Source organism: Pedomonas sp. V897, from assembly GCF_051304405.1.
Classification (GTDB): Bacteria; Pseudomonadota; Alphaproteobacteria; order Sphingomonadales; family Sphingomonadaceae; genus Pedomonas.
Genome location: NZ_JBPPGG010000001.1, coordinates 283100 through 307531, shown reverse-complemented (window position 1 = coordinate 307531; position 24432 = coordinate 283100). Strand labels below are relative to the sequence as shown.

Below are 24432 nucleotides of genomic sequence, written 5' to 3'. Positions count from 1 at the left end.
CCAACCTGAGGAGACGGGTCATGGCCATGCGTGATTTGACGCCGCGCAATCGCGGCGGTCTCTCCGGCGGCGGTCTCTCCGGCGGCGGGTTCGGCCCGGGTGACTGGCAGAGCCCCATGCTGAACCTGCGCCGGGACATCGAGAGCATGTTCGAGGACATGTTCCGGGGCGGCTTCGCGCCACTCGCCCGCATGGGCGGCGCCTCCCTGCCAGGGCTGGCGGGGATGGCCGGCTCCGCCGCCTGGCCCAGCATCGAGGTGAGCGAGACCGACAGCGAGATTCGCATCACCGCCGAAGTGCCGGGCCTCAGCGAGAACGATGTTGAGCTGATGATCGAGGAGGGCGTGCTCACCATCCGCGGCGAGAAAAAGACCGAAACGGAGGACCGGGAGCGCGGCTACTCGGAGCGCTACTACGGCCACTTCGAGCGGCGCATCGGCCTGCCCGCCGGGGTGGACGAGGAAAACGCACAGGCCGATTTCCACAACGGCGTGCTCCGCATCACGCTGCGCAAGACCCAGGAAGGGCAGCGGGCCCGGCGCATTCCCATCGGTGCGCGGGGCGAGGCCGGGCGTCAGCCGGGGCGCGCGCAGGAGCGGCCGGCCATGCAGCAGGCGGCAGCGGGCCCCGCAAAGCGCCAGCACCCGCAACAGCACCCGCAACAGCAAGCGCAGCAGGGCGAGCCTTCCGCCTACGAGCCGCCGCGCCAGCCGCAGGAATAGGGGGGCTTTGCCGGAGATAGGCAAAAACCTATTGACATTGGTATTGCGCAATGAGAAGGTGGCGCGGTTGCTGTTGCGCGCTGCGTTTCGCTCTTTCTCATTGTGGGAAACGAAACGGGGTGCGCCGCCCGGCGCACCTGCGTGGGGCTAGCGACGGCCGAACAGCTTCTCGATGTCCGCCTGATGCAGCTTGAGCCAGGTGGGGCGGCCGTGGTTGCACTGGCCGGAGTTGGGCGTCGCTTCCATCTCGCGCAGGAGGGCGTTCATCTCCTCGACCGACAGCCGTCGCCCGGCGCGCACCGAGCCGTGGCAGGCCATGGTGGCGCAGACCTCGTGCAGCTTCTCCTGCAACGAGAAGGCCTCGCCCAGATGGACGATCTCGTCGGCAAGGTCGCGGACCAGGCCGATCACGTCCGCCTTGCCGAGGAGGGCCGGGACCTCGCGCACCAGCACCGCCGCCGGGCCGAAGCGTTCGATGACCAGCCCGAGGGCCTCCAGCTCGGCGGCGCGGCTCTCCAGCGCATCGGCCGCGATCTGGTCCAGCTCCGCCACCTCCGGCAGCAGGAGGAGCTGGCGCTTGATGCCGCCCTCGGTCAGCGCCGCCTTCATGCGCTCGTAGACAAGCCGCTCGTGGGCCGCGTGCTGGTCCACGATCACCATGCCGCCGTCCGCCGTCTCGGCGACGATGTAGGTGTTGTTGATCTGGGCGCGGGCGGCCCCCAGGGGAAAGCGGGTGGCGTCCTCCGCTTCCGGCGCGGGCTCGGGCCGGGCCGCGGCGCTGGAGGCCGCGGGCGCCTGGGGCGCGAAGTCGGCGAGCCGGGGCTGGGCGGAGAGGGCCGGTGCGGCTGCGCCTGTACCGGTACCGCCGGTGTTGTAGCTGACGGACCAGTCCGCCAGGCGCGGGGAGAGTGTCGAGCCCGAAGCATGGCCGGAGGGGCGGGACTGGTAGCCGAACCCGGCCCCCGGGTTGTAGGGCGGCGCGGCGGACGGGGCGTCCGCCTGGCTGCTCCGGCCCAGCGCGCCGAGCGCCGCGCTGGCGACGGTGGTCGCGGTGCGCTGGCCCGCCGCCTGGAGCCCCGCGCGCAGGCCGCCGACGATCAGCCCGCGCACCAGGGCGGCGTCGGCGAAGCGCACCTCGGCCTTGGTGGGGTGAACGTTCACGTCCACGAACCCCTCGGGCGTCTCCAGGAACAGCACGACGACGGGAAAGCGGTCGTGGGCCAGCACGTCCTGATAGGCGCCGCGAATGGCGCCGAGGAGCAGGCGGTCCCGCACCGGGCGGCCGTCCACGAACAGGAACTGGTGGTCGCCCACGCCCCGGTTGTAGGTGGGCAGGCTCGCAAAGCCGGACAGGCGCAGACCCTCCCGGCTCACGTCCACCGGAATGGCGTTGTCGGTGAACTCGACGCCCAGCACGTCCGTCAGGCGGCCCGCGCCGGCGGTGAACAGATCCCCGGACTGGGCCGCGCTCTGGAACACGGTGCGGCCGTTGTGGGTGACGGTGAAGCCCACATGCGGGTGGGCCATGGCCAGACGGCGGATGATGTCGAGGCAGGCGGCCAGCTCCGACCGCTCGGACTTGAGGAATTTCAGCCGGGCGGGCAGGCGGGCGAACAGGTCCATCACCGAAATGCGGGTGCCCGGGTTCATGCCGGTGGGGGCATCGGCCGTCACCTGGCCGTAGTCCACCTTCACCCGCCAGCCGGTCTCCTGGGCGGTGGGGCGGCTGGCGATCTCGAGGCAGCTGACCGAGGCGATGGAGGGCAGCGCCTCGCCGCGAAACCCGAGCGAGCGGATCTGCGACAGGTCGTCCGTTGGCAGCTTGGAGGTGGCGTGGCGCTCCAGCGCCAGCCGGATCTCCTCCGGCGTCATGCCGCAGCCGTCGTCGGTGATGCGGATGAGTCGGCGCCCGCCGTCCTCCAGGTCGATGGCAATGCGCCGCCCGCCCGCGTCCAGCGAATTCTCCAGCAGTTCCTTGACGGCGTTGGCCGGGCGCTCGACCACTTCGCCGGCGGCGATCTGGTTGATGAGATGATCGGGGAGGCGACGGATGCTCATGGGGGTGCTGGTCAGGGAGCTGCTCATGGGGCGGCACTTTACCGGGGCGGACGGACCCGCGCCAGCGCCCAGTCGCCCGACTGCCAAAATCGAATGGATGGATTAGTCGAATTGGGCGTGCGGCGTTTTATGGTAAAATCAACTTTCTGCTTGGCGATGCGCGGCTGAGCCTTCATTGTGCGCGGCTGAAACACTGTGATTCGAGTTGCTTCCGTATTGAAGCAGCCGTTACGCCATACACCATACGGAACGATACATGGCAGGGATGTTCAGCCGCTTTCTCAGTTTCCTTTCCTCGGACATGGCCATCGACCTCGGCACCGCCAACACGCTCGTCTACGTGCGGGGGCGGGGCGTGGTGCTCAACGAGCCGTCCGTCGTTGCCATCCAGAACGACAACGGCCGCAAGCACGTTCTGGCCGTGGGCAACGAAGCCAAGCTGATGATGGGCCGCACGCCCGGCAACATCGAGGTCATCCGGCCGCTGCGCGACGGCGTGATCGCCGACATCTTCGTGGCGGAGGAAATGATCAAGCATTTCATCCGCAAGGTGCACAACCGCCGCTCCTTCGCCTCGCCGGAGATCGTGATCTGCGTGCCGTCCGGCTCCACGTCGGTGGAACGCCGCGCCATCCGCGACGCCGCCAACAACGCGGGCGCCAGCCAGGTCTACCTCATCGAGGAGCCCATGGCGGCGGCCATCGGCGCGGGCCTGCCGGTGATCGAGCCGACCGGCTCCATGGTGGTGGACATCGGCGGCGGCACCACGGAAGTGGCCGTGCTGTCGCTGCGCGGCATCGCCTATGCCACCTCGGTGCGCGTGGGCGGCGACAAGATGGACGAGGCCATCATCAACTACGTGCGGCGCAACCATAACCTGCTGATCGGCGACTCCACCGCCGAGCGCATCAAGAAGGAAATCGGCATCGCCTATCCGCCCGCCGACGGCCAGGGCCTGACCCTGGAGATCAAGGGCCGCGACCTGATGAACGGCGTGCCGAAGGAAATCATCATCAATCAGGCCCAGGTTGCCGAAGCTCTCTCCGAAACCGTCTCCGCCATCATCGAGGGCGTGAAGGTGGCTCTGGAGAACACGGCGCCCGAACTGGCGGCCGACATCGTGGACAAGGGCATCGTGCTCACCGGCGGCGGCGCGCTGCTGACCGACATCGACCGGGTGCTGCGCGAGCACACGGGCCTGCCGGTCTCCGTGGCGGAAGAACCGTTGAGCTGCGTGGCCCTGGGGACAGGACGGGCGCTGGAAGACCCCATCTATCGCGGCGTCCTGACCACAGCCTACTAAGCGGGGACCCATGGCAGGACCTGCCTGGGACTCGGTTGGCCGCTGAACGCACAGGGGGCCCGGCATGCCGTTGCCGCAAGGCACGACACCTTCCTACCAGCCGGCGCGGTGGCGCTGGTTCCTGTCGCGCGTCCTGATTATCGTGCTGGTGCTGACGGGCGCCCTGCTGATGGTGCTCAACCGCTCGTCCGTGCGCTTCGGCGACAGCCTGTCCGCCGCCGCGCTGGACAGCGTGGCCCCCGTGCTCTCCGCCATGCGCGCGCCCTTCGAATGGATCAAGGCCGCCTCGGGGGAGGTGGAGAGCTATTTCCTCGTGCGCTCCCGCAACCGCACGCTGGAGCGGGAAGTGGCGCGCCTTCAGGAAATGGAAAGCCGCTACCGCACGGTGCTCACCGAAAACCGCCGCCTCAAGCAGCTGCTGGGCATCATCGAGCCCCGGCAGGACGTGGTGGGCGCGGCGCGCATCGTCGGCTCGACGGCGGGCTCCTACGTGCGCAGCGCCATCATCCTGCGCGGCGCGCGCGACGGCGTCGCCGTGGGGCAGCCGGTGCGCGACGCGGACGGGCTGGTGGGGCAGGTGATCGACGTGGGCCACACCTCGGCCCGCATCCTGCTGCTGACCGACCATGCCAGCCGCGTGCCCGTGCGCGTGGAGGAGAGCAACCGCACCGCCATCGCCGCCGGCATGAACGAGAAGGAGCTGGTGCTCCAGTTCCTCTCGCCGGGGCGGCCGCTGAAGGCCGGTGACCGGCTGGTGACCTCGGGCGACGGCGGCACCTTCCCGCCGGGCATTCCGGTGGCGATCATCACCAACCCCCATGGTCCCGAGCCGCGGGCGCTGCCGGTGGCCAATCCGGGCGGCCTCGACTTCGTGACCATCCTGCGGCCGTTCGTGCCGGAGGCCATCATCAACCCGGACCTGCCGGCCGCCGCCGACGGCGCGCCGCAGCCGTCCGCGCCCCCGCCGTTCCCGCTGCCGGACAAGCCGCTGCCGGGGGTTCAGCCCGCGCCCGAGGCGCAGGCGCCCGCAGGTTCGCGATGACGGAACCCTGGGCGCTCCTCAGCCGGGAAGAGCGATTGGCGCTGGCGGCGTCCAGCTGGCGGCGGGTGATGCCCACCGTCATGACCATCCTCTCCGTGATCGGCATGGTGCTGCCGGTGTTCCTGCCCGGCCCGATCTTGCCGCACCTGCCGTTCCTGTGCGTCTTCTACTGGTCGATCCACCGGCCGGACCTGATGCCGAGCTGGGCCGCGTTCCTCGCCGGGATCGTGGTGGATGCCACGCTCACCCTGCCGGTCGGGCTCAACGCCACCCTGTTCACGGTGTTCTCGGCGGGGCTTGCCAGCCAGGTGCAGGTGTTCCGCTCCCGCCCGTTCGTGTTCAGCCTGGCAGTGGGGAGTTTTGTCGTTCTGCTCTTCCAACTGCTGAGCTGGGCGCTATTGCTGATCTTCCAGCCGGGGCTGCGGCTCGAGCCGTTTCTGGTGCAGGGCGTCGTCACCCTGGCAATGATGCCTTTCGTGTTCCGGGTCGGGGCCTTCCTTCAGGTCCGGATCGTGGACAGGTTTTGATCGTGGGACGAGGGGCTGCTTCCCGCCAATGAGCATGGAAACCGAAGCCGACCGCATCCGCGTGTTCACGCGCCGCGCCCTCATTCTGGGCGGCGCGAAGGCGATGGTGTTCGCCACGCTCGCGGCGCGCATGGGCTATCTCTCGGTTTTCGAGAACAACCGCTACAAGCTGCTGGCGGAGGACAACCGCATCTCCATCCGCCCGATCCTGCCGCGCCGGGGCCTGATCCTCGACCGCAACGGCTATCCGCTGGCGCTCAACCGGCAGGACTACCGCCTCACCCTCGTGCCGGAGGAGGTGGAGGATCTGGAGGCGACGCTGGACGCCATTCACCGCGTCATCCCGCTGGACGAGGAAGACCGGCAGAAGGTGCGGGACATGGTGAAGCGTGTGCCCGGCTTCATGCCGGTGGAGGTGGTGCGGGACATCGACTGGCAGGCCTTCACCGCCATCAACGTGCAGTTGCCGACGCTCTCCGGCGTGCAGCCGGTGCAGGGCTACACCCGCTACTATCCCGATGGCGAGGCGGTCGCCCATGTGCTCGGCTACGTGGGCGCGCCCAACGACAAGGTGCTGGAGCAGGACCCGGACCCCATCCTGCGCCTGCCGGGCTTCAAGGTGGGCCGGGGCGGCGTCGAGCAGACCCTCGACAAGACCCTGCGCGGGCGGGCCGGCGCCGACCGGGTGGAGGTGAACGCGCGCGGGCGCATCCTGCGCTCCCTCGGGCGGACGGAGGACACGCCGGGCGACGCGGTGACCCTGACGCTGGACCGGGAGCTTCAGGTCTATGCCGCCTGGCGGCTCCAGGGCGAGGCGGCCTCCGCCGTGGTGATCGACGTGCACACCGGCGACATCCTGGCCCTGTGCTCTACCCCGGCGTTCGACCCCAACGACTTCTCGGGCGGCATCAAGACCCGCGTGTGGAAGGCGCTGCTGGAGGACGAGAAGCACCCGCTGCTCAACAAGCCGCTGCAGGGCCTCTATCCGCCCGGCTCCACCTTCAAGATGGTGGTGACGCTGGCGGCGCTGGAAGCGGGCATCCGCCCGGAGGAGGGGGTGTTCTGCTCCGGCCGCTACATGCTGGGCAGCCACGCCTTCCACTGCTGGAAGCGGGGCGGCCACGGCCACGTGAACATGCGCCGCGCCATCTTCCAGAGCTGCGATACCTGGTACTACGACATCAGCCGCCGCATCGGCATCGACGCCATCGCCCGCATGGCGCGGCGCTTCGGCCTCGGCCAGGAATACGACCTGCCGCTGCCCTCGCAGCGCTCGGGCCTGGTGCCGGACCCGGCGTGGAAGCGCAAGCGCTACGGCAAGCCCTGGCTGGCGGGCGAGACGCTGAACGCCTCCATCGGCCAGGGCTACATGCAGGCAACGCCGCTGCAACTGGCGGTGATGACCGCCCGGCTGGCCAGCGGGCGCGAGGTGGTGCCCCGGCTGCTGCGCGCGGAAGGGGCGGTCGCCCCGGCCCGGCCGCTGGGCGTGCCGGAGGAGCATCTGCGGCTGGTGCGCGAGGCGATGAGCGCCGTGATCAACTCGGCGGAGGGGACGGCGCGCGTCGCCCGCCTCCGGCTGCCGGGCGTCACCATGGCGGGCAAGACCGGCACGGCGCAGGTGCGGCGCATCTCGGCGGCGGAGCGGCGCACCGGCGTGCTCAACAACAATCAGTTGCCGTGGCGCTTCCGCGACCACGCGCTGTTCGTGGCCTATGCGCCGGTCGAGGCGCCGCGCTACGCCTGCGCCGTGGTGGTGGACCATGGCGGCTCGGGCTCGGCGGCGGCCTCGCCGGTGGCGCGGGACATCATGACCTTCCTGCTGGCGCGGGAGCGCCGGGACGCGGGCGAGTCCGTGCCCGAATGGGAGGTGCCCGACACGCCGCCCGCGCTGCCGCAGGCAACCGCCGGGGCAGCGGAGGCGCTGCCCGGGGAGGCCGGGGCGGGGGCTGACGCAGCGCCGGCACCGGCGCCTGCGCCTGCGCCGGACGCGGCCGCCGATCCGGCCGCCGGGACGGTCGCCACCGTTCAGGATGCAACCCAGGGAGGCTGAGCGATGGTGGTGGACAATCCGACGATCCCCGAGAAGCTGCGCCGCCTCAACTGGTGGATCGTGCTGGTCATCGTCGTGCTGACGGGCTTCGGCCTTGCCGTGCTCTATTCGGCCGCCGGGGGCGGGGGCAGCTTCCATCCCTATGCCGCCAAGCAGGGGCTGCGCTTTGCCCTGTTCCTGCTGCTGATGCTGGGGCTGGCCACCATCGACCTCAAATGGTGGCTGAAGCTGGCCTATCCCTCCTACGGCGTGGTGCTGTTCCTGCTGATCCTGGTGGAGGTGCTCGGCAAGGTGGCAGGCGGCGCGCAGCGCTGGGTGGACCTGGGCGTCATCCGGCTCCAGCCCTCCGAGTTCATGAAGATCACCATCGTGCTGGCGCTGGCCCGCTATTACCACAACCTGCCGCGGGTCTACGTGACCAGCTTCTACCACATGCTGCCCCCGCTCGCGATGATCGCGGTGCCGGTGGGGCTCGTGCTGCTTCAGCCGGACCTCGGCACCTCCATCCTGATCGTCTGCGGCGGCATCGGCGTCATGTTCCTGGCGGGGGTGCGGGCCTGGCTGTTCTGGACCGGCGGCGCGCTCATGGCCGCCGCCCTGCCGGTGGCGTGGAACCTGATGCACGACTACCAGCAGCGGCGGGTGCTGATCTTCCTCAACCCCGAAATGGACCCGCTCGGCTCGGGCTATCACATCACCCAGTCCAAGATCGCCATCGGCTCGGGCGGCATCTTCGGCAAGGGCTACCTCCAGGGCACCCAGAGCCATCTCAACTTCCTGCCGGAGATGCACACGGACTTCGTGTTTGCCATGATGTCGGAGGAGTGGGGACTCATGGGCGGGCTGTTCCTGCTCGCCTGCTACGGCATCCTGCTGGGCTGGGGGCTGTGGACCGCCATCACCTCCCGCTCGCAGTTCGGGCGGCTGCTGGCCATGGGCCTGACGCTGACCGTTTTCCTCTACGTTGCCATCAACCTGATGATGGTGATGGGGCTCGCGCCGGTGGTGGGTGTGCCGCTGCCGCTCATGTCCTACGGCGGCTCGGCCATGCTGACGGTGATGATCGCCTTCGGGATTCTGTTTTCCTGCTCGCTCAACCGCGACAAGGTCATGCTGAGCGAGGGACCGAACCCGCACTAGGGCGGAAAAAACGTCAACAAGTTCAGTACCTTGTGAAATTTTTTCAAAAAAAGTGAAAGAAGGTCTGGACAGAAGTCGGAAAACGGCTTAAACGCCGCGGCCTCGACAGCGAGTGGACGCATAGCTCAGTTGGTAGAGCAGCTGACTCTTAATCAGCGGGTCCTAGGTTCGAATCCTAGTGCGTCCACCACTCTTTCCAAGCACTTAGCTGCTGTCTCACTTCCCTTGAAATCGATCCGTTGGGAGCGCATTGGCAGCCCCGATGCCGGACCGGGGATGGCCTTGGCACGGCGGCGCAGGCCCGCCGCCTGAACACACCGTTCTGAACACGCCGGCCTGCGCCCACTTGCCGAAAGAACCTGCAAACGCCCCGGTCGCATGGCCGGGGTGTTTTCGTTTGTGCGTTCGTTTGCGCGCGTCCGCCCGCGGTGCGCTGAAATTTTATTTCAGCTTGGCCGAAGAAAGATGCGCAAGCGGAACAGAAAAGTTCGAAAAATGCGGTGTTTCGAGAGAAAAACTGACGGTCTGTTAGTCTTGCGTTCATGTTCGCTACCAGAAGATGAGTCCGACTAGATTTCGGCGAGTAGATGACCTCTACGAACCGAGTAGTAATGCTGTAATTGCGTAAGAATTAACCATGTTGCACTTGCGTAATGTGGGTCGTGGTCTGTTTTAATTCCGCAACAAGAGCGCGCAATATTTGTCCGGGCACGCCCTGGCGTGTCTTGTTCTGGCCTTGATCGCTCTGTCCCGGGGCCGCTTTTCACTCACAGGCTGAGGGGCAAGGGGGGTCAGGGCGTCCGGCAGTATTTGATGGGGAAAGGGGAGACGATGGCACCCGCTGACATCGAATGGGTATTTGGGATTGTGCGGGCGGGGCGTGACTACCAGGGCATGGAACATGCCAAGTCAGGCGGCGCGGGATACGAATTCACCGCAACCGTCATCGTCCGGGGCCGAACGGCAGAGATCGTTGGCGGCGCTGGACGCCTCACGCCCGTCCTCGCCAAGGAAATCGAAGTCAACCTGTATGAGCAGGGCATCACCACCGCGATCTGGGAGCGGTACAACGGTGACCCCAAACGGATCGTGCGGGAGACGCGCGGGCGATCCGCCAGGGACGATCCGAAAGCCGACGCGGATCTGGCGCGCGCCCTGCACAGCAGCACGCCGGCCACCAACACCGGCCCTGCCAGCCCTGCTGCCGTGAACGGGGCTGCCCTGAACGGGGTCGGACTGAACGGGGGCAACCTGAATGGGGCGGGGGCGTTCGTGAGCGGCTTCCGCCCGGACGTGGACAGCCTGCGCGGCAAGCCGCCCGGCAGCGCCGTCAGCGCGCTGGACCGGGGCTTGCGGCAGAAGGTCGGAACCGGCTGACGAACCGGCGGATCGGGCGTATCCGGGCGGGGATGTCAGGCCGGTCGTGAGGCCGGAGGCGGCGGCAGCAGGGATGCCTGCCGGAGAGGGCGACGTCAGGACTCGTCCTCCTCGTCGTCCTCGTCCTCATCCTCATCCTCGTCGTCGTCTTCCTCATCCTCGTCGAGGGTGAAGCCCACCTTGAGCACGACCTGATAATGGCTCACATCGCCGTCCTCGATGTGGCCCCGGATCTGCTGCACCTCGAACCAGCGCAGGTTCCTGAGCGACGTGCTGGCCCGGGAAATCGCCGACAGAATGGCGTCATCAATGCTCGTCTCCGACGAGCCGACCAGCTCGACAATCTTGTAGATGTGATCCTGCATGGGAATTGCTCCTGCCGCCCCGCTTCCGAGCGGTTAAGGGACAACGCCACAGCGCGGCGGGCGGTTCCCCCTGTGGTGCGGACGCCCCGCCGGTGCTTTTTGTCGACCGCTCCCTGCGTGGGTGAGTGGCCATGGGCCAGGTCAGGTGATATGTCGCAACGAACCGGACACACGGTGCGGAGCCCCCGCGACGCACCGGGAGTTTTGTCGCTTTGCGCAACTGGAGGGCACGGGACGCAGCATGTTCACGCGTATTGATCGGTACATGGGACGGTTGATGATCGTGCCGATGATCGCCACCCTCACCATCGCCGCCATGCTGCTGCTGCTGGAGCGCATGCTCAACCTGTTCAACTTCGTCATCACGGAGGGCGGGCCGGTCTCGGTGGTCTGGCAGATGCTGGCCAACCTCATGCCGGAGCAGTTCGGCTTCGCCCTGCCGATCAGCCTGCTGCTCGGCGTGATGATGGCGGTGCGCACCCTGGCGCTCAACAGCGAGCTGGACGCCCTCCTGGGCTCGGGCGTCAGCCACGGCCGCCTGCTGCGGGTGCCGCTCATCATGGCGGGCGTCCTCGCGCTGGTGACCGTGTGGCTGGTGGGCTACGAGCAGCCCTATTCCCGCTACGCCTATGAACGCCTGCGCTTCGAGTTGCAGAGCGGCGCGCTCGGCGCCAGCATCAAGGTGGGCGAGTTCACCCACCTCGACGACAAGGTGGTGATGCGGGTGGAAGCCTCGGAGGACGGCGGGCAGCGGCTGAGCGGCGTCTTCCTGCGGGCGGAGGGCAAGTCATACGGCACGGTGGTCGCCTCGGCGGAGCGGGCGCGGTTCCTCGCCACCGACAACCCGGACGTGCTGCTCCTGCGCCTGTTCAAGGGCGTGCTGGTGCAGGACAAGCCGGGGCAGGGCGCGCCGCGCGCCCTCAGCTTCAGTCTGCACGACATCCCGATCAACCTGCCGCGCCTCGAGTCCTTCCGCGAGCGGGGCAAGCAGCTGGAATTCACCCTGTCGGAGCTGTGGCAGGTGAGCAGCGATCCGGGCCGCCCCGAGACGGTGCAGCATCTGGCCCAGGGCACGCTGCACCGCCGGCTGGTGCAGGTGGCCGTGCTGCTGCCGCTGCCGTTCCTGGGGCTGGCGCTCGCGGTGCCGCCCAAGCGCAGCACCACGTCGCTCGGCATTTTCGTCGGCATCTTCCTGCTTCTGCTGCTCAACGAGTTCAACAAGGCCGGGGAGGCGGCCGTGCAACTGGGCGCGGCACCGCCCTGGCTTGCCATCTGGACGCCGTTTGCCGGGTTCTGCGCGCTCTCGCTGGGCGCCTACTGGACGCTGGTGCGGCGCGTGGGCGGCCATCCGCTCGCGCTGCTGTTCGCCGTCAGCAACCGGACGGGCCGGATGCTCTCCCGCTTGCAGAAGAAGCTGCCGCTCCTGGCGCGGCAGCGGGATTGAGTACGGGGCGGATCGGTCAGGACAGGATGCGGACCGGCTCGGCAGGCGCGGCCGCGACCGGCCGGGCCTGAGCCGCCGCGTGCTGGGCGAGCACTTCCCGGTAGTGGCCGACCAGAGTCTCCATCACCTTGTCCCAGTCGTACTGGGCGCTCAGCTTGCGGCCCGCCGCGCCCATCTGGCGGCGCAGGATGCCGTTTTCCACCAGCTCCTGGGTGCGGGCCACGTAATCCTCGATGCTGGTCGGCGTGATCAGGTGCCCGGACACGCCCGGGACGACCAGCGACCGGCTGCCGGTGGCATTGGCGCAGATGGTCGGCAGGCCGGACGCCATGGCCTCCAGCGTGACATTGCCGAACGCCTCGGTGGTGCTGGGATTGATGAAGATGTCGGCACTGGCGTAGGCGCGGGCCAGATCATCGCCGCCCAGGAAGCCGGTGAAGATGGCGCGGGGCAACCGCTCCTGCATGTACTGGCGCTCGGGACCATCGCCGACGATCAGCACCTTGTGCGGCACACGGCGCTGGTCCAGCCCCTCGGAGAGGGCGGCGAGCACGTCCAGCCCCTTCTCCAGCACCAGACGGCCGACGAACAGCAGCACCACCTCGTCCGCCCCGATGCCGAGCGACTGCCGCCAGCCCCAGTCCCGCCGGGCGGGGTGGAACTGCCGCCGGTCGACGCCCCGGCTCCAGATGCGGATGTTGCGGGCCAGCCCCTCGTTCAGCAGCGACTCGGCGGTGCAGGCGCACGGCGCGTAGGTCTGGGCGCACTGGTGGTAGAAGTTGCGCATCCGGCGCAGCACGACGGACTGGAGCCAGTCCAGCCCGTAGTATTTCAGGTAGGTCTCGAAGCGGGTGTGGAACGAGGCCACGGCCGGAATGCCCAGACGCCGCGCCTGCTTCAGGGCGGAAAAGCCGAGCAGGTCGGGCGCGGAGAGATGCAGCAGGGTGGGGCGGAAGGCGATGAGATCCTGCCGCACGGACCGGGGCAGGCCCAGGGCGATTCGGTACTCGGTGCGGCGCGGCAGGGGAATGGACGGGACGGAAATCAGCGTGCCCGCAGGCTCGAACGCGGGCGTGTCGGTGGTGGGCGAATAGACCCTGACCGGAATGCCCTGACGTTCCAGATAGGCGACAAGGCGGTTGAGAGTCAGGTTCGCGCCATCGGCTACGTAGTTGTAGTTGCCCGAGAAAACGGCAACCCGCAGTTCGGGAGCGGAAGTCGGGGCCAAGCTCCTCTGAAAATCCGTCTGCCGGTCAATGCCTGCCTGGGTGCCAAGAACCGGCATTTTGTCCGCCTGTAACATCCGATGCCACTCGCTTATCTGGTCAGAACCGGTTGGCGGCCCTCCATAACGGCTTCATGGCGAAGGCCACGCACAGATGCAACAATCTACAACAGGTCGCGGCGCGACACCAAAAGCGTTGGAGGCTGGAACGCCGCAGGCCTGCCTCGGGTTCAAACGGGGGCGGGCGCCGGGCATCCGGCGGCACTGCGGGCCGGGGGCGGGGCGTCCGGCCGCGCAAGTTCCGTTGCAAGAATGAAAAACCGGACCACGGCCTGCCGGGCGGCCGCAACCGGGGGCGGGGCGCCGTGGTGCGCCGGATCTGTCCGGCCGGGCCGAATGCTGTATTGTCGCACGCGGCGGCGGCGCCCCTGACGGGCGCTGCGGCACGGGTTCCGGGGAGGCGAGTTGATGTGCAACCTCTATTCCATGACGGCAGCGCCCGAGGCGATTCGCCGGCTGTTCGGCGTGACAGGCGGCGCGACGCCCAACGTGCCGCCGCTGGAGCGCATCCGCCCGACCGACCGGGTGCCGGTGGTGCGCCAGGCCAGCGACGGCAACCGGGAGCTGGCGCTGATGCGCTGGGGCTTCGTGCTGCCGCAGGGCGATAAGGCGCCCAAGCCCGTCACCAACGCCCGCAGCGACAAGGTGAATGTTTCCCCGTTCTGGAAGCCGTCGTTCGAGAGCCGCCGCTGCCTCGTGCCGGTGACCGCCTTTGGCGAATGGACCGAGGCTGCCCCCAAGATCCTGCACTGGTTTCGCCTGAAAGGCGCGGAGGAGGGACTGTTCGCCTTTGCCGGGCTGTGGCGGCCGTGGCAGGGGGCGCTGCGGGGCGAGACGGTCTCGCTCGAGACCATGGCGTTCCTGACCACCGCACCCAATGCGGAGATGGCGCCCATTCACTCCAAATCCATGCCGGTCATCCTGACGCAGGATCAGTATGACGTATGGCTGAACGGCACGGCGCAGGAGGCCTTGCGCCTCGCCCGGCCGCTGGCGGACGGCCTGCTCGAGGTGGAGAAGGCGGGCTAGCCCGCCGCCCGGCGGCGATGCCGGGCGATCGTCTCCCGCAGAATGTCCAGCTTGGTCTCCACGTGGCGCTGCCAGGTGAAGCGTTCGGCGCAGGCGCGCACCGCCTCGCGCGGTAGCGGCGCGGCCAGCACCGCCCGCAGGGCGGCGGCGACCGCCTCGGGCGTGCGCTCCTCCACCACCCGCCCGGCCTCGGGCCGGTCCACCACCTCCCGCGCGCCGCCCACGGGGGTGATGACCAGCGGCGTGCCGCAGGCGAGCGATTCGAGCCACACATTGGCCAGACCCTCCCGCTTGCTGGTGAGGGCGAACACGTCGGCCGCCTGATAGAGGGCGGGCAGGGCGTCATGGGCGATGTTGCCGAGGAAGCGGACCCGCTCGCCAAGGCCGAGCGATGCGGCGAGCTGCTCAAGGCTGGCGCGCAGCGGGCCGTGCCCGGCGATGGCCAGATCCGCGTCGGGAACGAGCGCCACGGCGCGGATGAGCAGGGCGTGGTCCTTCACGTCCGTCAGCGAGCCGACAGAGAGAATGGTCGGGCGGGTGAAGCCGTGGCTTGCCCGCGCCGCAGCCCGGTCTCCGGCGGCGAAGCGCTCCAGATCGACGGCGGTGTAGTGCACCGCGATGTCCTGCGCCGCCATGCCGAGGGCGACCATCTCCGCCCTGAGCGCGGCGGAGACGGCGGTGAGGCTGTCCACCTGGCGGGCGGCCTCCAGCATCGCCCGGCGGGCGGCGGGGCGGCGGCCCCAGAAGGCGATGTCCGACCCGCGCGCCTTGAGGGTGACGGGCAGGTCGAACTGGCGGGCGACCGCCACGGCGGCCACGCCGCAGGGGTAGAAGAACTGGGCGTCGATCACGTCCGGCACGAAGCCCTCATCCATCAACCGGCGGAGCGCGGCGGCCCCGGCGCGGGCGATGAGGCGGGGGTTCAGCCGCCAGCCGAGGGCTGGCAGCAGGGGAAAGCGCGGGCGCTCGACGGCCAGGCCGCGCCACGTCTCCTGCCGCGGCAGGGCGGCGACGGCGGCGTAACGGGGATGGCGCGACAGCGGCCAGGGCGGCACCCCGTTGGGGGCGATGACCCGGGTCTCGACCCCGGCATCGGCGACGCGGCGGACGGCGTTCTCGACGAAAATGCCGAAGTTCGGCTGCGCCGCGTTCGGATAGAGCGTTGAGAAAACGAGAACCTTCAAGGGGGCCTCCCGAAAGCGAGCCGTCACGCCTGACTTGTGGCAGCTATGGCAGCACACGGCCCGCGCATCAACGGCCAGCATCGTGCGGGCGGTTGGAGAGTCGTGCGCATCTGCCTCTTCTGGATCTTGGCCCGGGCTCTCTGCTCCGCTAAAGGAAAAGGATGATGAGATACGACTCGAAGCTGCCCGTCCGCCGTCTGATGCTCGCCGTGTGCGCGAGCCTGGCCCTCGTCTCCTGTGCCAAGGGCAACAAGGAGCTGAAGTATGTGGCCCGCGATGTGGAGACACTCTACAACCTCGGCGCGGATACGCTGGCGAAGGGCCAGTATCTCCAGGCTGCGCTCCTGTTCGACGAGGTGGAGCGCCAGCACCCCTATTCGGCCTGGGCACGGCGGGCGCAGCTGATGTCGTCCTTCTCCTACTACCAGGCCAACAAGTATCAGGAGGCCATCCTCTCGGCGCAGCGGTTCCTGTCGCTGCACCCGGGCAACAAGGACGCGGCCTACGCCTATTACCTGATCGCCGTCTCCTACTACGAGCAGATCTCGGACGTGCGGCGGGACCAGAAGATCACCGAGCAGGCGCTGAACGCGCTCAACGAACTGGTGCGCCGCTATCCCGACACGCCCTACGCGGCCGACGCGCGCCTGAAGCTGGACCTGACCAAGGACCATCTGGCGGGCAAGGAAATGGAAGTGGGCCGCTGGTATCAGGTGCGCGGCGAATACCTGGCGGCGATCCATCGCTTCCGCAACGTGGTCGAGACCTACGACACCACCTCCCACGTGCCCGAGGCGCTGCACCGCCTGACCGAATGCTATCTCTCGCTGGGTATGCGCGCCGAAGCGCAGCGCTCCGCCGCCGTTCTGGGCTACAACTACCCCGGGTCCAAGTGGTACAAGCGCTCCTACGACCTGCTGGGCGGCGGCAAGCTGGTCAGCACGGCGCCGTCCGGCCCGGCCGCGGGCGCGAACTCAGATCAGATCGGGGGATAACCGCCTGCCAATGCTGGCATCGCTTACAATCCGCGATGTGGTGCTGATCGAGGCATTGACCATCGACTTCGAGCCAGGGCTGTGTGTCCTGACCGGCGAGACGGGTGCGGGCAAATCCATTCTGCTGGACAGCCTGGGGCTGGCGCTGGGCGCGCGTGCCGAATCCGCGATGGTGCGCCAGGGTGCCGCGCAGGCCAGCGTGACGGCGGCTTTCGAACTTCCCTACGATCACCCGGCACGCCAGATGGTGCGGGAGGCAGGCCTCGAGGACGGCGAGCCGCTGCTGCTGCGCCGCATCCTCAAAGCCGATGGCGGCTCGCGCGCCTACATCAACGACCAGCCGGTGGGCGTCAGCCTGCTGCGCGAGGTGGGCGGGCTGCTGGTGGAAGTCCACGGCCAGCACGACGAGCGCGGCCTGCTCAATCCGCGCGGCCACCGCGACCTGCTGGACGCCTTCGGCCAGTACGACGAGGCGCTGGCGGCCACGGCGGGCAGCCATGCAGCGTGGGTGGCGGCGCGGGACGCGCTGGAGCGGGCCCGGGCCAGCCTCCAGGAAGCGGAGCGCGACCGGGAATGGCTCGCTCATGCCGTCGATGAATTGCAGCGGCTGAAGCCGGAGCCGGGCGAGGAGCAGCAGCTGGCGGACGAGCGCGCCGCCATGCTCAAGGGCCAGAAACTGGCGGGTGATCTCGATCTCGTTCTGGAATGCCTCGGCGGCAGCGAGGGCGGCCTGTCCAAACTGCGCCAGGCGGCGCGCAAGCTGGAACGGCTCGCGGTCGAGGACGAGGCGCTGGCCCGGGCGCTCGAAGCGCTGGACCGGGCGGTGGACGACGCCTCGGACGCGGAGGACACGCTCATCCGCGCCCGCCATGCCATGGATTACGATCCGGCGCGGGTGGAGGCGGTGGAAACCCGCCTGTTCGACCTCCGGGCGATGGCGCGCAAGCACAAGGTGCAGGTGGACGATCTGGCCGCGCTCGCGGAGGAGCTTTCCGCCCGGCTGGCGACGCTGGAGGCAGGCGAGGCGGGCATGGCCCGGCTGGAAGCCGAGGAGCGGCAGGCGTGGAAGCGCTTCGCGGAAGCCTGCGAGCGGCTGCACCAGCTGCGCGTGCAGGCCGCCGCCCAGCTGGACGCGGCGATGGCGCGGGAGCTGCCGCCGCTCAAGCTGGACGCGGCGCGGTTCAGGACGGTGGTCGAGACCCTGCCGGAGAGCGCGTGGGGCCCGGGTGGCTCCGACCGGGTGGAGTTCACCGTCTCCACCAACCCGAACGCGCCGTTCGGCCCGCTGATGAAGATCGCCTCCGGTGGCGAGATGTCCCGCTTCATCCTGGCGCTCAAGGTGGCGTTGGCGGGCGAGGGCGTGGCCGGCACGCTGGTGTTCGACGAAATCGACCGGGGCGTCGGCGGCTCGGTGGCCTCGGCCATCGGCGAGCGCCTCAGCCGCCTCGGCCGCGAAACCCAGGTGCTGGTCGTCACCCACTCGCCGCAGGTGGCCGCAAGCGCCGACTGCCAGTGGCAGATCTCCAAGGCCGCCAACGAGGACGGAATGCGGACCTCCGTCCACCGCCTCAGCCAGCACGAGCGGCGCGAGGAGATCGCCCGTATGCTCTCGGGCGACATCGTCACCGACGAAGCCCGCGCCCAGGCGCAGCGGTTGCTCAAGGCATAGGATTTTCGGGAATTCCAGTATGATGCGAGGGACTCAGTCCCTCGCGCTCCCATTCGTTTTACAGGGCCGTGCCCTTCATGAAGCGCGCGTCCGTTTCTTTCGCCTGATATATTGGGACGCGTTTCCAGTACGCGCTGGAAGCGCGTCCCTTTGAATTGAAAGGGAGGTGCAGGAGGGTTAAGACCCTCCTGCAAAAGGAAAGCCTGTCCCTGAAGAACAGAAAGCGTAGGTCCCGTGGATCGTCTCCTGCTGCGCCGAAAGGCGGTTGATGCCCTGTCGGAAAAGGAAGCCAAGGCGGAACTGGGCTGGCTGGCGGCGGAGATCGCCGAGCACAACAAGCGCTACTATCAGGAAGATGCCCCCACCATCTCCGACGCGGATTACGACGCGCTGGTGCAGCGTCACCGGGCGATCGAGGCGCGGTTTCCCCACCTCGTCGACCTGTTCAGCGCGCCGCACCAGGTGGGCGCGGCGCCCTCGGGCAAGTTCGGCAAGATCCGCCATGCCCGGCCCATGCTCTCCCTCGACAACGCCTTCGAGGACGGGGACGTGGTCGATTTTCTCGCGCGGGTGAAAAGCTTCCTCAAGCTGGGCACGGAGGCTGACGTGTGCATCGTCGCCGAGCCCAAGATCGACGGCCTGTCCATGTCCCTGCGCTACGAGAAGGGCAAGCTGGTCTCGGCCGCGACGCGCGGCGACGGCAGCGAGGGCGAGGACGTGACCGCCAACGTGCGCACCATCGCCGACGTGCCGCCGCACCTGTTCGGGGAAGGCTGGCCCGAGGTGCTGGAGGTGCGCGGCGAGATCTACATGCCCAAGGCCGCGTTCCTGCGGCTCAACGAGGCGCAGGCGGCGGCGGGCGAGAAGGTGTTCGCCAACCCGCGCAACGCGGCGGCGGGAAGCCTGCGCCAGCTTGACCCCACGGTGACGGCCAAGCGCCCGCTGCGGTTCTTCGCCTATGCGTGGGGCGAGGTGTCGTCGCTGCCGGCGGACACCCAGTGGGGCATGTTGCAGAAGCTGAAAGAGTACGGTTTCCCGGTCAACGAGCGCATCCGCCGCTGTGAGACGCTGGAGGAGATTCTCGCCTACTACCGCCAGACCGAGGCGGAGCGGGCGAGCCTCGACTACGACATCGACGGCGTGGTCTATAAGGTGGACCGGCTGGACTGGCAGGACCGGCTGGGGCAGGTGGCGCGCTCGCCGCGCTGGGCCATCGCCCACAAGTTCCCCGCCGAGCAGGCGACGACCGTGCTGCGCGCCATTGATATCCAGGTGGGACGCACCGGGGCGCTGACGCCGGTGGCCAAGCTGGAGCCGGTGACGGTGGGCGGCGTCGTTGTCTCCAACGCGACGCTGCACAACGAGGACGAGATCGCCCGCAAGGACGTGCGCATCGGCGATACGGTGATCGTGCAGCGGGCCGGCGACGTGATCCCGCAGATCGTGGGCGTGGTGCTGGAGAAGCGCCCGCAGCCGGAGCCGGCGCGCTATGAATTCCCGCACACCTGCCCGGCCTGCGGCAGCACCGCGGAGCGGGAGGCGGGCGAGGCCATCCGCCGCTGCACCGGCGGCCTGATCTGCCCGGCGCAGCGGGTCGAGCGCCTGCGCCATTTCGTGTCCCGCACCGCCTTCGATATCGAGGGGCTGGGCGAGCGCAGCATCGAGGCGTTCTTCGCGGACGGGTTCATCAGCGCCCCCGCCGACATCTTCCGGCTGCACTTGCGCGCCGACGAGATCAAGCAGCGGGAGGGCTGGGGGCCGCAGTCGGTCAACAACCTGCTGGCCGCCATCGAGGCGCGGCGCACCATCGCGCTGGACCGCTTCATCTACGCGCTCGGCATCCGCCACGTGGGTGAGGTGACGGCCCGCGATCTCGCCAAGGGCTACGGCACCATCGAGGCGCTGCGCACGGCGCTGGAGACGCTGGGGCGGGAGCGGCAGGGGCTGGTGGGCCAGTGGCGCGCCAACGGCATGAGCGAGGCGGAGGCCGACAAGCGTCTGGCCGCCGAAATGCAGGCGCGCATCGGCATCGCCCAGATCGGCCCGGTGGTGGCCGAGGCGCTGATCGATTTCTTCGCCGAGCCGCACAATGTGGCGGTGGTCGATGACCTGCTGTCCGAAATCACGGTGGAGCCGTTCGTGTTCGAGACCGTGCAGTCGGAGGTGAGCGGCAAGACCATGGTGTTCACCGGCACGCTCGAACAGATGACCCGCGAGGAGGCGGAAAGCCGGGCCGAGCGGCTGGGGGCCAAGATCGCCAAATCGGTTTCCAAGAAGACCGACATCGTGGTGGCGGGGCCGGGCGCGGGCTCCAAGCTGAAGAAGGCGGCCGAGCTGGGCGTGACGGTGATCGACGAGGCGGCGTGGCTGGAAATCCTGGCGCGGGCCGGTGCCCGGCCCTAGCTCGTTACTGTATGCAAAAAAGGCATAGCTGAGCTGCTTTTTGCTGCACTGCAAAACGCAGGGTGAATCTCATAGATACGCGCCACGGCCCACGAGGGGGCCGGGATGTTTTTCCAGGAGATTCCCCCCATGACCGCGCTTCAGGCTCGTGTGAATGGTGTAAATAGCGTTGAAAACCAGGCGGTTCAGCAGAAGGCCGCCGTTGCGGGCCCGGAGTCCCATGCCAAGCAGGCGCTGCGCCGCAATCGGCGCCGTCCGGGCCTGTATCAGCCGGTTGGCGTGCACTTTCCGCTGTTTCACGCCTGGCGGCCGTAAGGGCGCCAGGCCGGGCGCCCCCACCCCGGCCCGGCCATGCGTCAGCCGCATATTTTGTATGAGTTAAAGTTGCTGAGCTTTGAAATATTGTAGCTGTTGCGTCTGTTGCGTTGCGGTTCGTTTCTTAGCTTGGCTTTTGCAGAAGCAGCGTCGGCCAATCCCCGTTAAGCCGACGCTGCTTCAGCTCCAATCCCTGAGCATTGTAGGCGTTCAGCACGGCCTCCTCCTGGTTGGTCAGCAAACCAGCGAGGATAAGCCAACCACCCGCCGCCATGCTGCCGGCAATGTCCGGCGCCAGATCGATCAGCGGACCTGCCAGGATGTTGGCGGTCACCAGATCGTAGGGCGCGTTGGCGCGCAGCGTGGGGTGGTCAAGCCCGGCCGCGGGGAGGAAGGCGATCTGTCCCGCCGCCTCCCCAACCGGCACCCCGTTCATGGCGGCGTTCTCGATCGCCACATCCACTGAAACCGGATCGATATCGCTGGCGGTCACGCGCACCGTCGGCCAGCACTTGGCCATGGCGAAGGCGAGGATGCCCGAGCCGGTGCCGAGGTCGAGCGCGTTCTTCGGCGTGAATCCGTCCGTCGCCAGCGAGTCGAGCGTGGCCAGGCAGCCGCTGGTGGTGGCGTGCTGGCCGGTGCCGAAGGCCTGACCCGCCTCGATCTGGATGCCGATGAAGCCGGGCTTCAGGCTGTCCCGGGTGTGCTCCGCATAGATGTGAAAGCGGCCTGCCGTGATCGGCTGGAGGTGGCTCTGGCTGATGGCGACCCAATCGGCCGGATAGACCGGCTCGATCACCACATCCTCGCGGCGGGACGACGGCAGCAGCCCGAGCAGGGTCTCGATGTCCGCCTCGGTCGGCTCCTCGGCGAAGAAGGCCTCCAGCAGCCAGTCCTCCGGCTTGTGCGGATCGGGCTCGGAGGTCATCAGCACGGGCGGGAAATCGCGGCCGGCAAAGGCGGCCACGTCTTCCTGAAGCTGCTCGGCTTCCGTCTTGCGGCAGGGAAGGGTGAGTTTCCAGGATTCGGGTGTCGTGTTCTCAGTCATAACCTCGGACCTAGAGCGGAAACCGATGCGTTGGCAACACGCAATCTGGTTCGGATTCTTCAATTTGCAGGCGGGGCCGCGTTTCTGAAGCGCACGGGAAACGCGGCCGGAAAAACGAACGGGAGCGCGAGGGTCCGCGACCCTCGCATTCTCTTTCCTGAATCCCGGAGCCCGCTCAGGCGACAGTGACGAAACTGTCCACCACCCGCTTGGTGCCGGCCTTTTCGAACTCGATTTCCAGCTTGTTGCCCTCGACCGAAAGTACGCAGCCGTAGCCGAACTTCTCGTGAAACACCCGGGCGCCGACGGGAATGTCGGAGGTTCGGGCGGAGATCACCGACTTCTGCACGGGCTTGGCCTCGATGACCGCGCCGCCGCGCCGGCCGAAGGGCTGCTGGCCGCGCCCGAAGGCCTGCGCCCGGCCCCAGCCGGGGCCGCGTCCCGCGCCGCGCTGGAGGTGGGCGAAGGGATCGGTCTCGACCGTCGTCTGCTGCCACAGGCTCGCGCCGCCCGACATGGTCGACTCGAGGGTGATGTGCTCGGGCGGCAGCTCGTCGATGAAGCGGGAGGGGATGCAGGACTGCCACTGGCCATACACCCGCCGGTTGGCCGCGTGCAGGATGGTGGCGGAGCGGCGGGCGCGGGTGATGCCCACGTAGGCGAGGCGGCGTTCTTCCTCGAGGCTGGCGGTGCCGCCTTCGTCCAGCGCCCGCTGGTTGGGGAACACGCCTTCCTCCCAGCCGGCAAGGAACACCACGTTGAACTCCAGCCCCTTGGCGGCGTGGAGGGTCATCAGCGTGACCTTGTCGTTGTCGTCCTGCGCCTCGTTCTCCATGACGAGGGAGACGTGCTCCAGGAAGGCGGGCAGGGTCTCGAACTCCTCGATGGCGCGGGTGAGTTCGTTCAGGTTCTCGAGCCGCCCGGCTGCCTCGGGCGAGCGGTCCGCCTGCCACATGGCCACATAGCCCGACTCCTCCAGCACCAGCCGCGCCACTTCCGCGTGCGGCAGGTCCGGCAACTGGGAGCGCCAGCGGTCGAAGTCGGTGAGCAGGTCGGCCAGCGCCTTGCGCGCGCCGCGCGGCAGCTCGTCCGTCTCGATGATCGCCTGCGCCGCCCGGGTGAGGGAGATGCCCTCGGCGCGGGCGACCGCGTGGACCTTTTGCAGGCTCTTGTCGCCGAGACCGCGCTTGGGCAGGTTGACGATGCGCTCGAAGGCGAGGTCGTCATCCGGCTGGATCAGCACGCGCAGGTAGGCGAGCGCGTCGCGGATTTCGGCGCGCTCGTAGAAGCGGAAGCCGCCGACGATCTTGTAGGGCAGGCCGAGGGTGATGAAGCGGTCTTCGAACTCGCGGGTCTGGAAGGAGGCGCGCACCAGGATGGCGATGTCCTTCAGCGACGTGCCGCGCGCCTGCAGGCTCTCGATGCGCTCGCCCACATAGCGGGCTTCGTCCGCCCCGTCCCAGACGGCGACGACGCGCACCTTCTCGGAATAGTCGTCGGACTCGGTCCACAGCGTCTTGCCGAGCCGGTCCTGATTGGCGGCGATGAGGCCGGAGGCCGCGCCGAGGATGTGGGGCGTCGAGCGGTAGTTCTGCTCGAGGCGGATGATCTTCGCGCCGGGGAAGTCCTGCTCGAAGCGCAGGATGTTGCCCACCTCCGCGCCGCGCCAGGAGTAGATGGACTGGTCGTCGTCGCCGACGCAGCAGATGTTCTTGCGGGACTGGGCGAGCAGGCGCAGCCACAGATACTGGCTGACGTTGGTATCCTGATACTCGTCCACCATGATGTACTTGAAGCGGTGCTGGTACTCCTCCAGCACATCCGGGTGCCTGGTGAAGATGGTGAGCGTGTGCAGCAGCAGGTCGCCGAAGTCGCACGCGTTGAGCACGCTCAGCCGCTGCTGGTAGGCCGCATAGAGCGCGCCGCCGCGCCCGTCGGCGAAGGTGTACTTCTCCGCCTCCGGCAGCTTCTCCGGCGTCCAGCCCCGGTTCTTCCAGCGGTCGATGGCGCCTGCGAGCTGCCGGGCGGGCCAGCGCTTCTCGTCGATCTCGCTCGCCACCAGAAGCTGCTTCAGGAGGCGGATCTGGTCGTCCGTGTCGAGAATGGTGAAGTTGGACTTCAGCCCCACCAGCTCCGCGTGGCGGCGCAGAATGCGCGAGGCGACCGAGTGGAAGGTGCCGAGCCACGGCATCCCCTCCACCGCCGTGCCGATGATCTGGCCGATGCGGTGCTGCATCTCCCGCGCCGCCTTGTTGGTGAAGGTGACCGCCAGAATCTCGCCCGGCCAGGCGCGGCGGGTGGCGATCAGATGGGCCAGACGGGCCGTGAGCACCTTGGTCTTGCCCGTGCCCGCACCGGCCAGCACCAGCACGGGGCCGTCCGTCGTCAGCACGGCCTCCCGCTGCGGCGCGTTGAGGCCATCGAGATAGGGAGCGTTCAGGGGCGGTTCGGAAGTGGGCACGACGTTCATGTTTCG

At 68.4% G+C, this 24432-nt stretch carries 19 protein-coding genes and 1 tRNA gene; 14 read left to right on the top strand and 6 right to left on the bottom strand.

From position 1 onward, the window contains the following. The first annotated feature begins 20 nt into the window (after positions 1-20). The gene (locus ACSJJU_RS01560; RefSeq protein WP_435913387.1) at positions 21-722 is read left to right on the top strand and encodes an Hsp20/alpha crystallin family protein; all 702 of its coding nucleotides are present in this window, start codon (positions 21-23) and stop codon (positions 720-722) included. A gap of 147 nt (positions 723-869) precedes the next feature. On the opposite strand, the gene mutL is transcribed toward ACSJJU_RS01560, so the two are convergent. Continuing rightward, the gene (mutL, locus tag ACSJJU_RS01555) at positions 870-2780 is read right to left on the bottom strand and encodes a DNA mismatch repair endonuclease MutL (RefSeq protein WP_435914359.1); all 1911 of its coding nucleotides are present in this window, start codon (positions 2778-2780) and stop codon (positions 870-872) included. Positions 2781-3036: 256 nt separating this feature from the next. On the opposite strand from mutL, the gene ACSJJU_RS01550 reads away from it, so the two are divergent. From ACSJJU_RS01550 to ACSJJU_RS01520, 7 genes are all read left to right on the top strand, one after another. Next, positions 3037-4083 carry a rod shape-determining protein gene (locus ACSJJU_RS01550; RefSeq protein WP_435913386.1) on the top strand — a complete coding sequence of 349 codons (1047 nt, stop codon included), beginning with the start codon at positions 3037-3039 and terminating at the stop codon, positions 4081-4083. A gap of 64 nt (positions 4084-4147) precedes the next feature. Next, complete coding sequence (gene mreC / locus ACSJJU_RS01545) at positions 4148-5125, top strand: rod shape-determining protein MreC (protein ID WP_435913384.1); 978 nt, start codon at positions 4148-4150, stop codon at positions 5123-5125. After that, positions 5122-5652, top strand: a complete 531-nt coding sequence (gene mreD, locus ACSJJU_RS01540; RefSeq protein WP_435913383.1) for a rod shape-determining protein MreD — start codon at positions 5122-5124, stop codon at positions 5650-5652. Before mreC ends, mreD begins: the two co-directional genes overlap by 4 nt. Before the next feature lie 28 nt (positions 5653-5680). Beyond that, positions 5681-7702, top strand: a complete 2022-nt coding sequence (gene mrdA, locus ACSJJU_RS01535; RefSeq protein WP_435913382.1) for a penicillin-binding protein 2 — start codon at positions 5681-5683, stop codon at positions 7700-7702. Positions 7703-7705: 3 nt separating this feature from the next. Beyond that, the gene (rodA, locus tag ACSJJU_RS01530) at positions 7706-8842 is read left to right on the top strand and encodes a rod shape-determining protein RodA (RefSeq protein WP_435913381.1); all 1137 of its coding nucleotides are present in this window, start codon (positions 7706-7708) and stop codon (positions 8840-8842) included. Between the two features lie 114 nt (positions 8843-8956). Continuing rightward, a tRNA-Lys gene (locus tag ACSJJU_RS01525) sits at positions 8957-9032 on the top strand. Between the two features lie 641 nt (positions 9033-9673). Beyond that, positions 9674-10219: a hypothetical protein gene (locus ACSJJU_RS01520; protein WP_435913380.1), complete on the top strand. Its 546-nt coding sequence runs from the start codon at positions 9674-9676 to the stop codon at positions 10217-10219. Positions 10220-10314: 95 nt separating this feature from the next. Here ACSJJU_RS01520 and ACSJJU_RS01515 read toward each other — a convergent pair whose 3' ends face one another. Then, positions 10315-10584: a dodecin gene (locus ACSJJU_RS01515; RefSeq protein ID WP_435913379.1), complete on the bottom strand. Its 270-nt coding sequence runs from the start codon at positions 10582-10584 to the stop codon at positions 10315-10317. A gap of 241 nt (positions 10585-10825) precedes the next feature. Here ACSJJU_RS01515 and ACSJJU_RS01510 point away from each other — a divergent pair, with 241 nt between their 5' ends. Beyond that, positions 10826-12028 carry an LptF/LptG family permease gene (locus tag ACSJJU_RS01510; RefSeq protein WP_435913378.1) on the top strand — a complete coding sequence of 401 codons (1203 nt, stop codon included), beginning with the start codon at positions 10826-10828 and terminating at the stop codon, positions 12026-12028. 16 nt (positions 12029-12044) lie between these two features. On the opposite strand, the gene ACSJJU_RS01505 is transcribed toward ACSJJU_RS01510, so the two are convergent. Then, complete coding sequence (locus ACSJJU_RS01505; protein WP_435913376.1) at positions 12045-13256, bottom strand: glycosyltransferase family 4 protein; 1212 nt, start codon at positions 13254-13256, stop codon at positions 12045-12047. A gap of 465 nt (positions 13257-13721) precedes the next feature. Here ACSJJU_RS01505 and ACSJJU_RS01500 point away from each other — a divergent pair, with 465 nt between their 5' ends. Further along, a complete protein-coding gene (locus ACSJJU_RS01500) occupies positions 13722-14342 on the top strand; it encodes an SOS response-associated peptidase (protein WP_435913375.1) in 621 nt (206 codons plus the stop codon). Here the strand turns inward: ACSJJU_RS01500 and ACSJJU_RS01495 are convergent. Further along, positions 14339-15526, bottom strand: a complete 1188-nt coding sequence (locus ACSJJU_RS01495) for a glycosyltransferase (protein WP_435913374.1) — start codon at positions 15524-15526, stop codon at positions 14339-14341. The two genes, ACSJJU_RS01500 and ACSJJU_RS01495, sit on opposite strands and share 4 nt — an antisense overlap. 164 nt (positions 15527-15690) lie before the next feature. Between ACSJJU_RS01495 and ACSJJU_RS01490 the strand changes: the two genes are divergently transcribed. From ACSJJU_RS01490 to ACSJJU_RS01475, 4 genes are all read left to right on the top strand, one after another. Continuing rightward, entirely contained in the window at positions 15691-16521 is an 831-nt protein-coding gene (locus tag ACSJJU_RS01490) for an outer membrane protein assembly factor BamD (RefSeq protein ID WP_435913372.1), read from the top strand. A gap of 10 nt (positions 16522-16531) precedes the next feature. Further along, complete coding sequence (gene recN / locus ACSJJU_RS01485; protein WP_435913371.1) at positions 16532-18190, top strand: DNA repair protein RecN; 1659 nt, start codon at positions 16532-16534, stop codon at positions 18188-18190. 234 nt (positions 18191-18424) lie between these two features. Continuing rightward, complete coding sequence (gene ligA / locus ACSJJU_RS01480) at positions 18425-20593, top strand: NAD-dependent DNA ligase LigA (RefSeq protein ID WP_435913370.1); 2169 nt, start codon at positions 18425-18427, stop codon at positions 20591-20593. Between the two features lie 129 nt (positions 20594-20722). Beyond that, positions 20723-20908 carry a hypothetical protein gene (locus tag ACSJJU_RS01475; protein ID WP_435913368.1) on the top strand — a complete coding sequence of 62 codons (186 nt, stop codon included), beginning with the start codon at positions 20723-20725 and terminating at the stop codon, positions 20906-20908. Positions 20909-21032: 124 nt separating this feature from the next. Here ACSJJU_RS01475 and ACSJJU_RS01470 read toward each other — a convergent pair whose 3' ends face one another. Beyond that, on the bottom strand, positions 21033-21956 hold the full coding sequence (locus ACSJJU_RS01470; RefSeq protein ID WP_435913367.1) for a 50S ribosomal protein L11 methyltransferase: 924 nt from the start codon (positions 21954-21956) through the stop codon (positions 21033-21035). A 175-nt stretch (positions 21957-22131) separates the two neighbouring features. Then, entirely contained in the window at positions 22132-24426 is a 2295-nt protein-coding gene (locus ACSJJU_RS01465) for an ATP-dependent helicase (RefSeq protein WP_435913366.1), read from the bottom strand. Positions 24427-24432 lie beyond the last annotated feature (6 nt).

Coding starts and splice junctions, on each gene's coding strand:
- recN (WP_435913371.1), top strand. CDS start 16,532: ATGCTGGCATCGCTTACAATCCGCGATGTGGTGCTGATCGAGGCATTG.
- mutL (WP_435914359.1), bottom strand. CDS start 2,780: ATGAGCATCCGTCGCCTCCCCGATCATCTCATCAACCAGATCGCCGCC.
- ACSJJU_RS01510 (WP_435913378.1), top strand. CDS start 10,826: ATGTTCACGCGTATTGATCGGTACATGGGACGGTTGATGATCGTGCCG.
- ACSJJU_RS01465 (WP_435913366.1), bottom strand. CDS start 24,426: ATGAACGTCGTGCCCACTTCCGAACCGCCCCTGAACGCTCCCTATCTC.
- ACSJJU_RS01560 (WP_435913387.1), top strand. CDS start 21: ATGGCCATGCGTGATTTGACGCCGCGCAATCGCGGCGGTCTCTCCGGC.
- mreD (WP_435913383.1), top strand. CDS start 5,122: ATGACGGAACCCTGGGCGCTCCTCAGCCGGGAAGAGCGATTGGCGCTG.
- ACSJJU_RS01490 (WP_435913372.1), top strand. CDS start 15,691: ATGAGATACGACTCGAAGCTGCCCGTCCGCCGTCTGATGCTCGCCGTG.
- ACSJJU_RS01515 (WP_435913379.1), bottom strand. CDS start 10,584: ATGCAGGATCACATCTACAAGATTGTCGAGCTGGTCGGCTCGTCGGAG.
- ACSJJU_RS01470 (WP_435913367.1), bottom strand. CDS start 21,956: ATGACTGAGAACACGACACCCGAATCCTGGAAACTCACCCTTCCCTGC.
- ACSJJU_RS01500 (WP_435913375.1), top strand. CDS start 13,722: ATGTGCAACCTCTATTCCATGACGGCAGCGCCCGAGGCGATTCGCCGG.
- ACSJJU_RS01520 (WP_435913380.1), top strand. CDS start 9,674: ATGGCACCCGCTGACATCGAATGGGTATTTGGGATTGTGCGGGCGGGG.
- mrdA (WP_435913382.1), top strand. CDS start 5,681: ATGAGCATGGAAACCGAAGCCGACCGCATCCGCGTGTTCACGCGCCGC.
- ACSJJU_RS01550 (WP_435913386.1), top strand. CDS start 3,037: ATGGCAGGGATGTTCAGCCGCTTTCTCAGTTTCCTTTCCTCGGACATG.
- mreC (WP_435913384.1), top strand. CDS start 4,148: ATGCCGTTGCCGCAAGGCACGACACCTTCCTACCAGCCGGCGCGGTGG.
- ACSJJU_RS01475 (WP_435913368.1), top strand. CDS start 20,723: ATGACCGCGCTTCAGGCTCGTGTGAATGGTGTAAATAGCGTTGAAAAC.
- rodA (WP_435913381.1), top strand. CDS start 7,706: ATGGTGGTGGACAATCCGACGATCCCCGAGAAGCTGCGCCGCCTCAAC.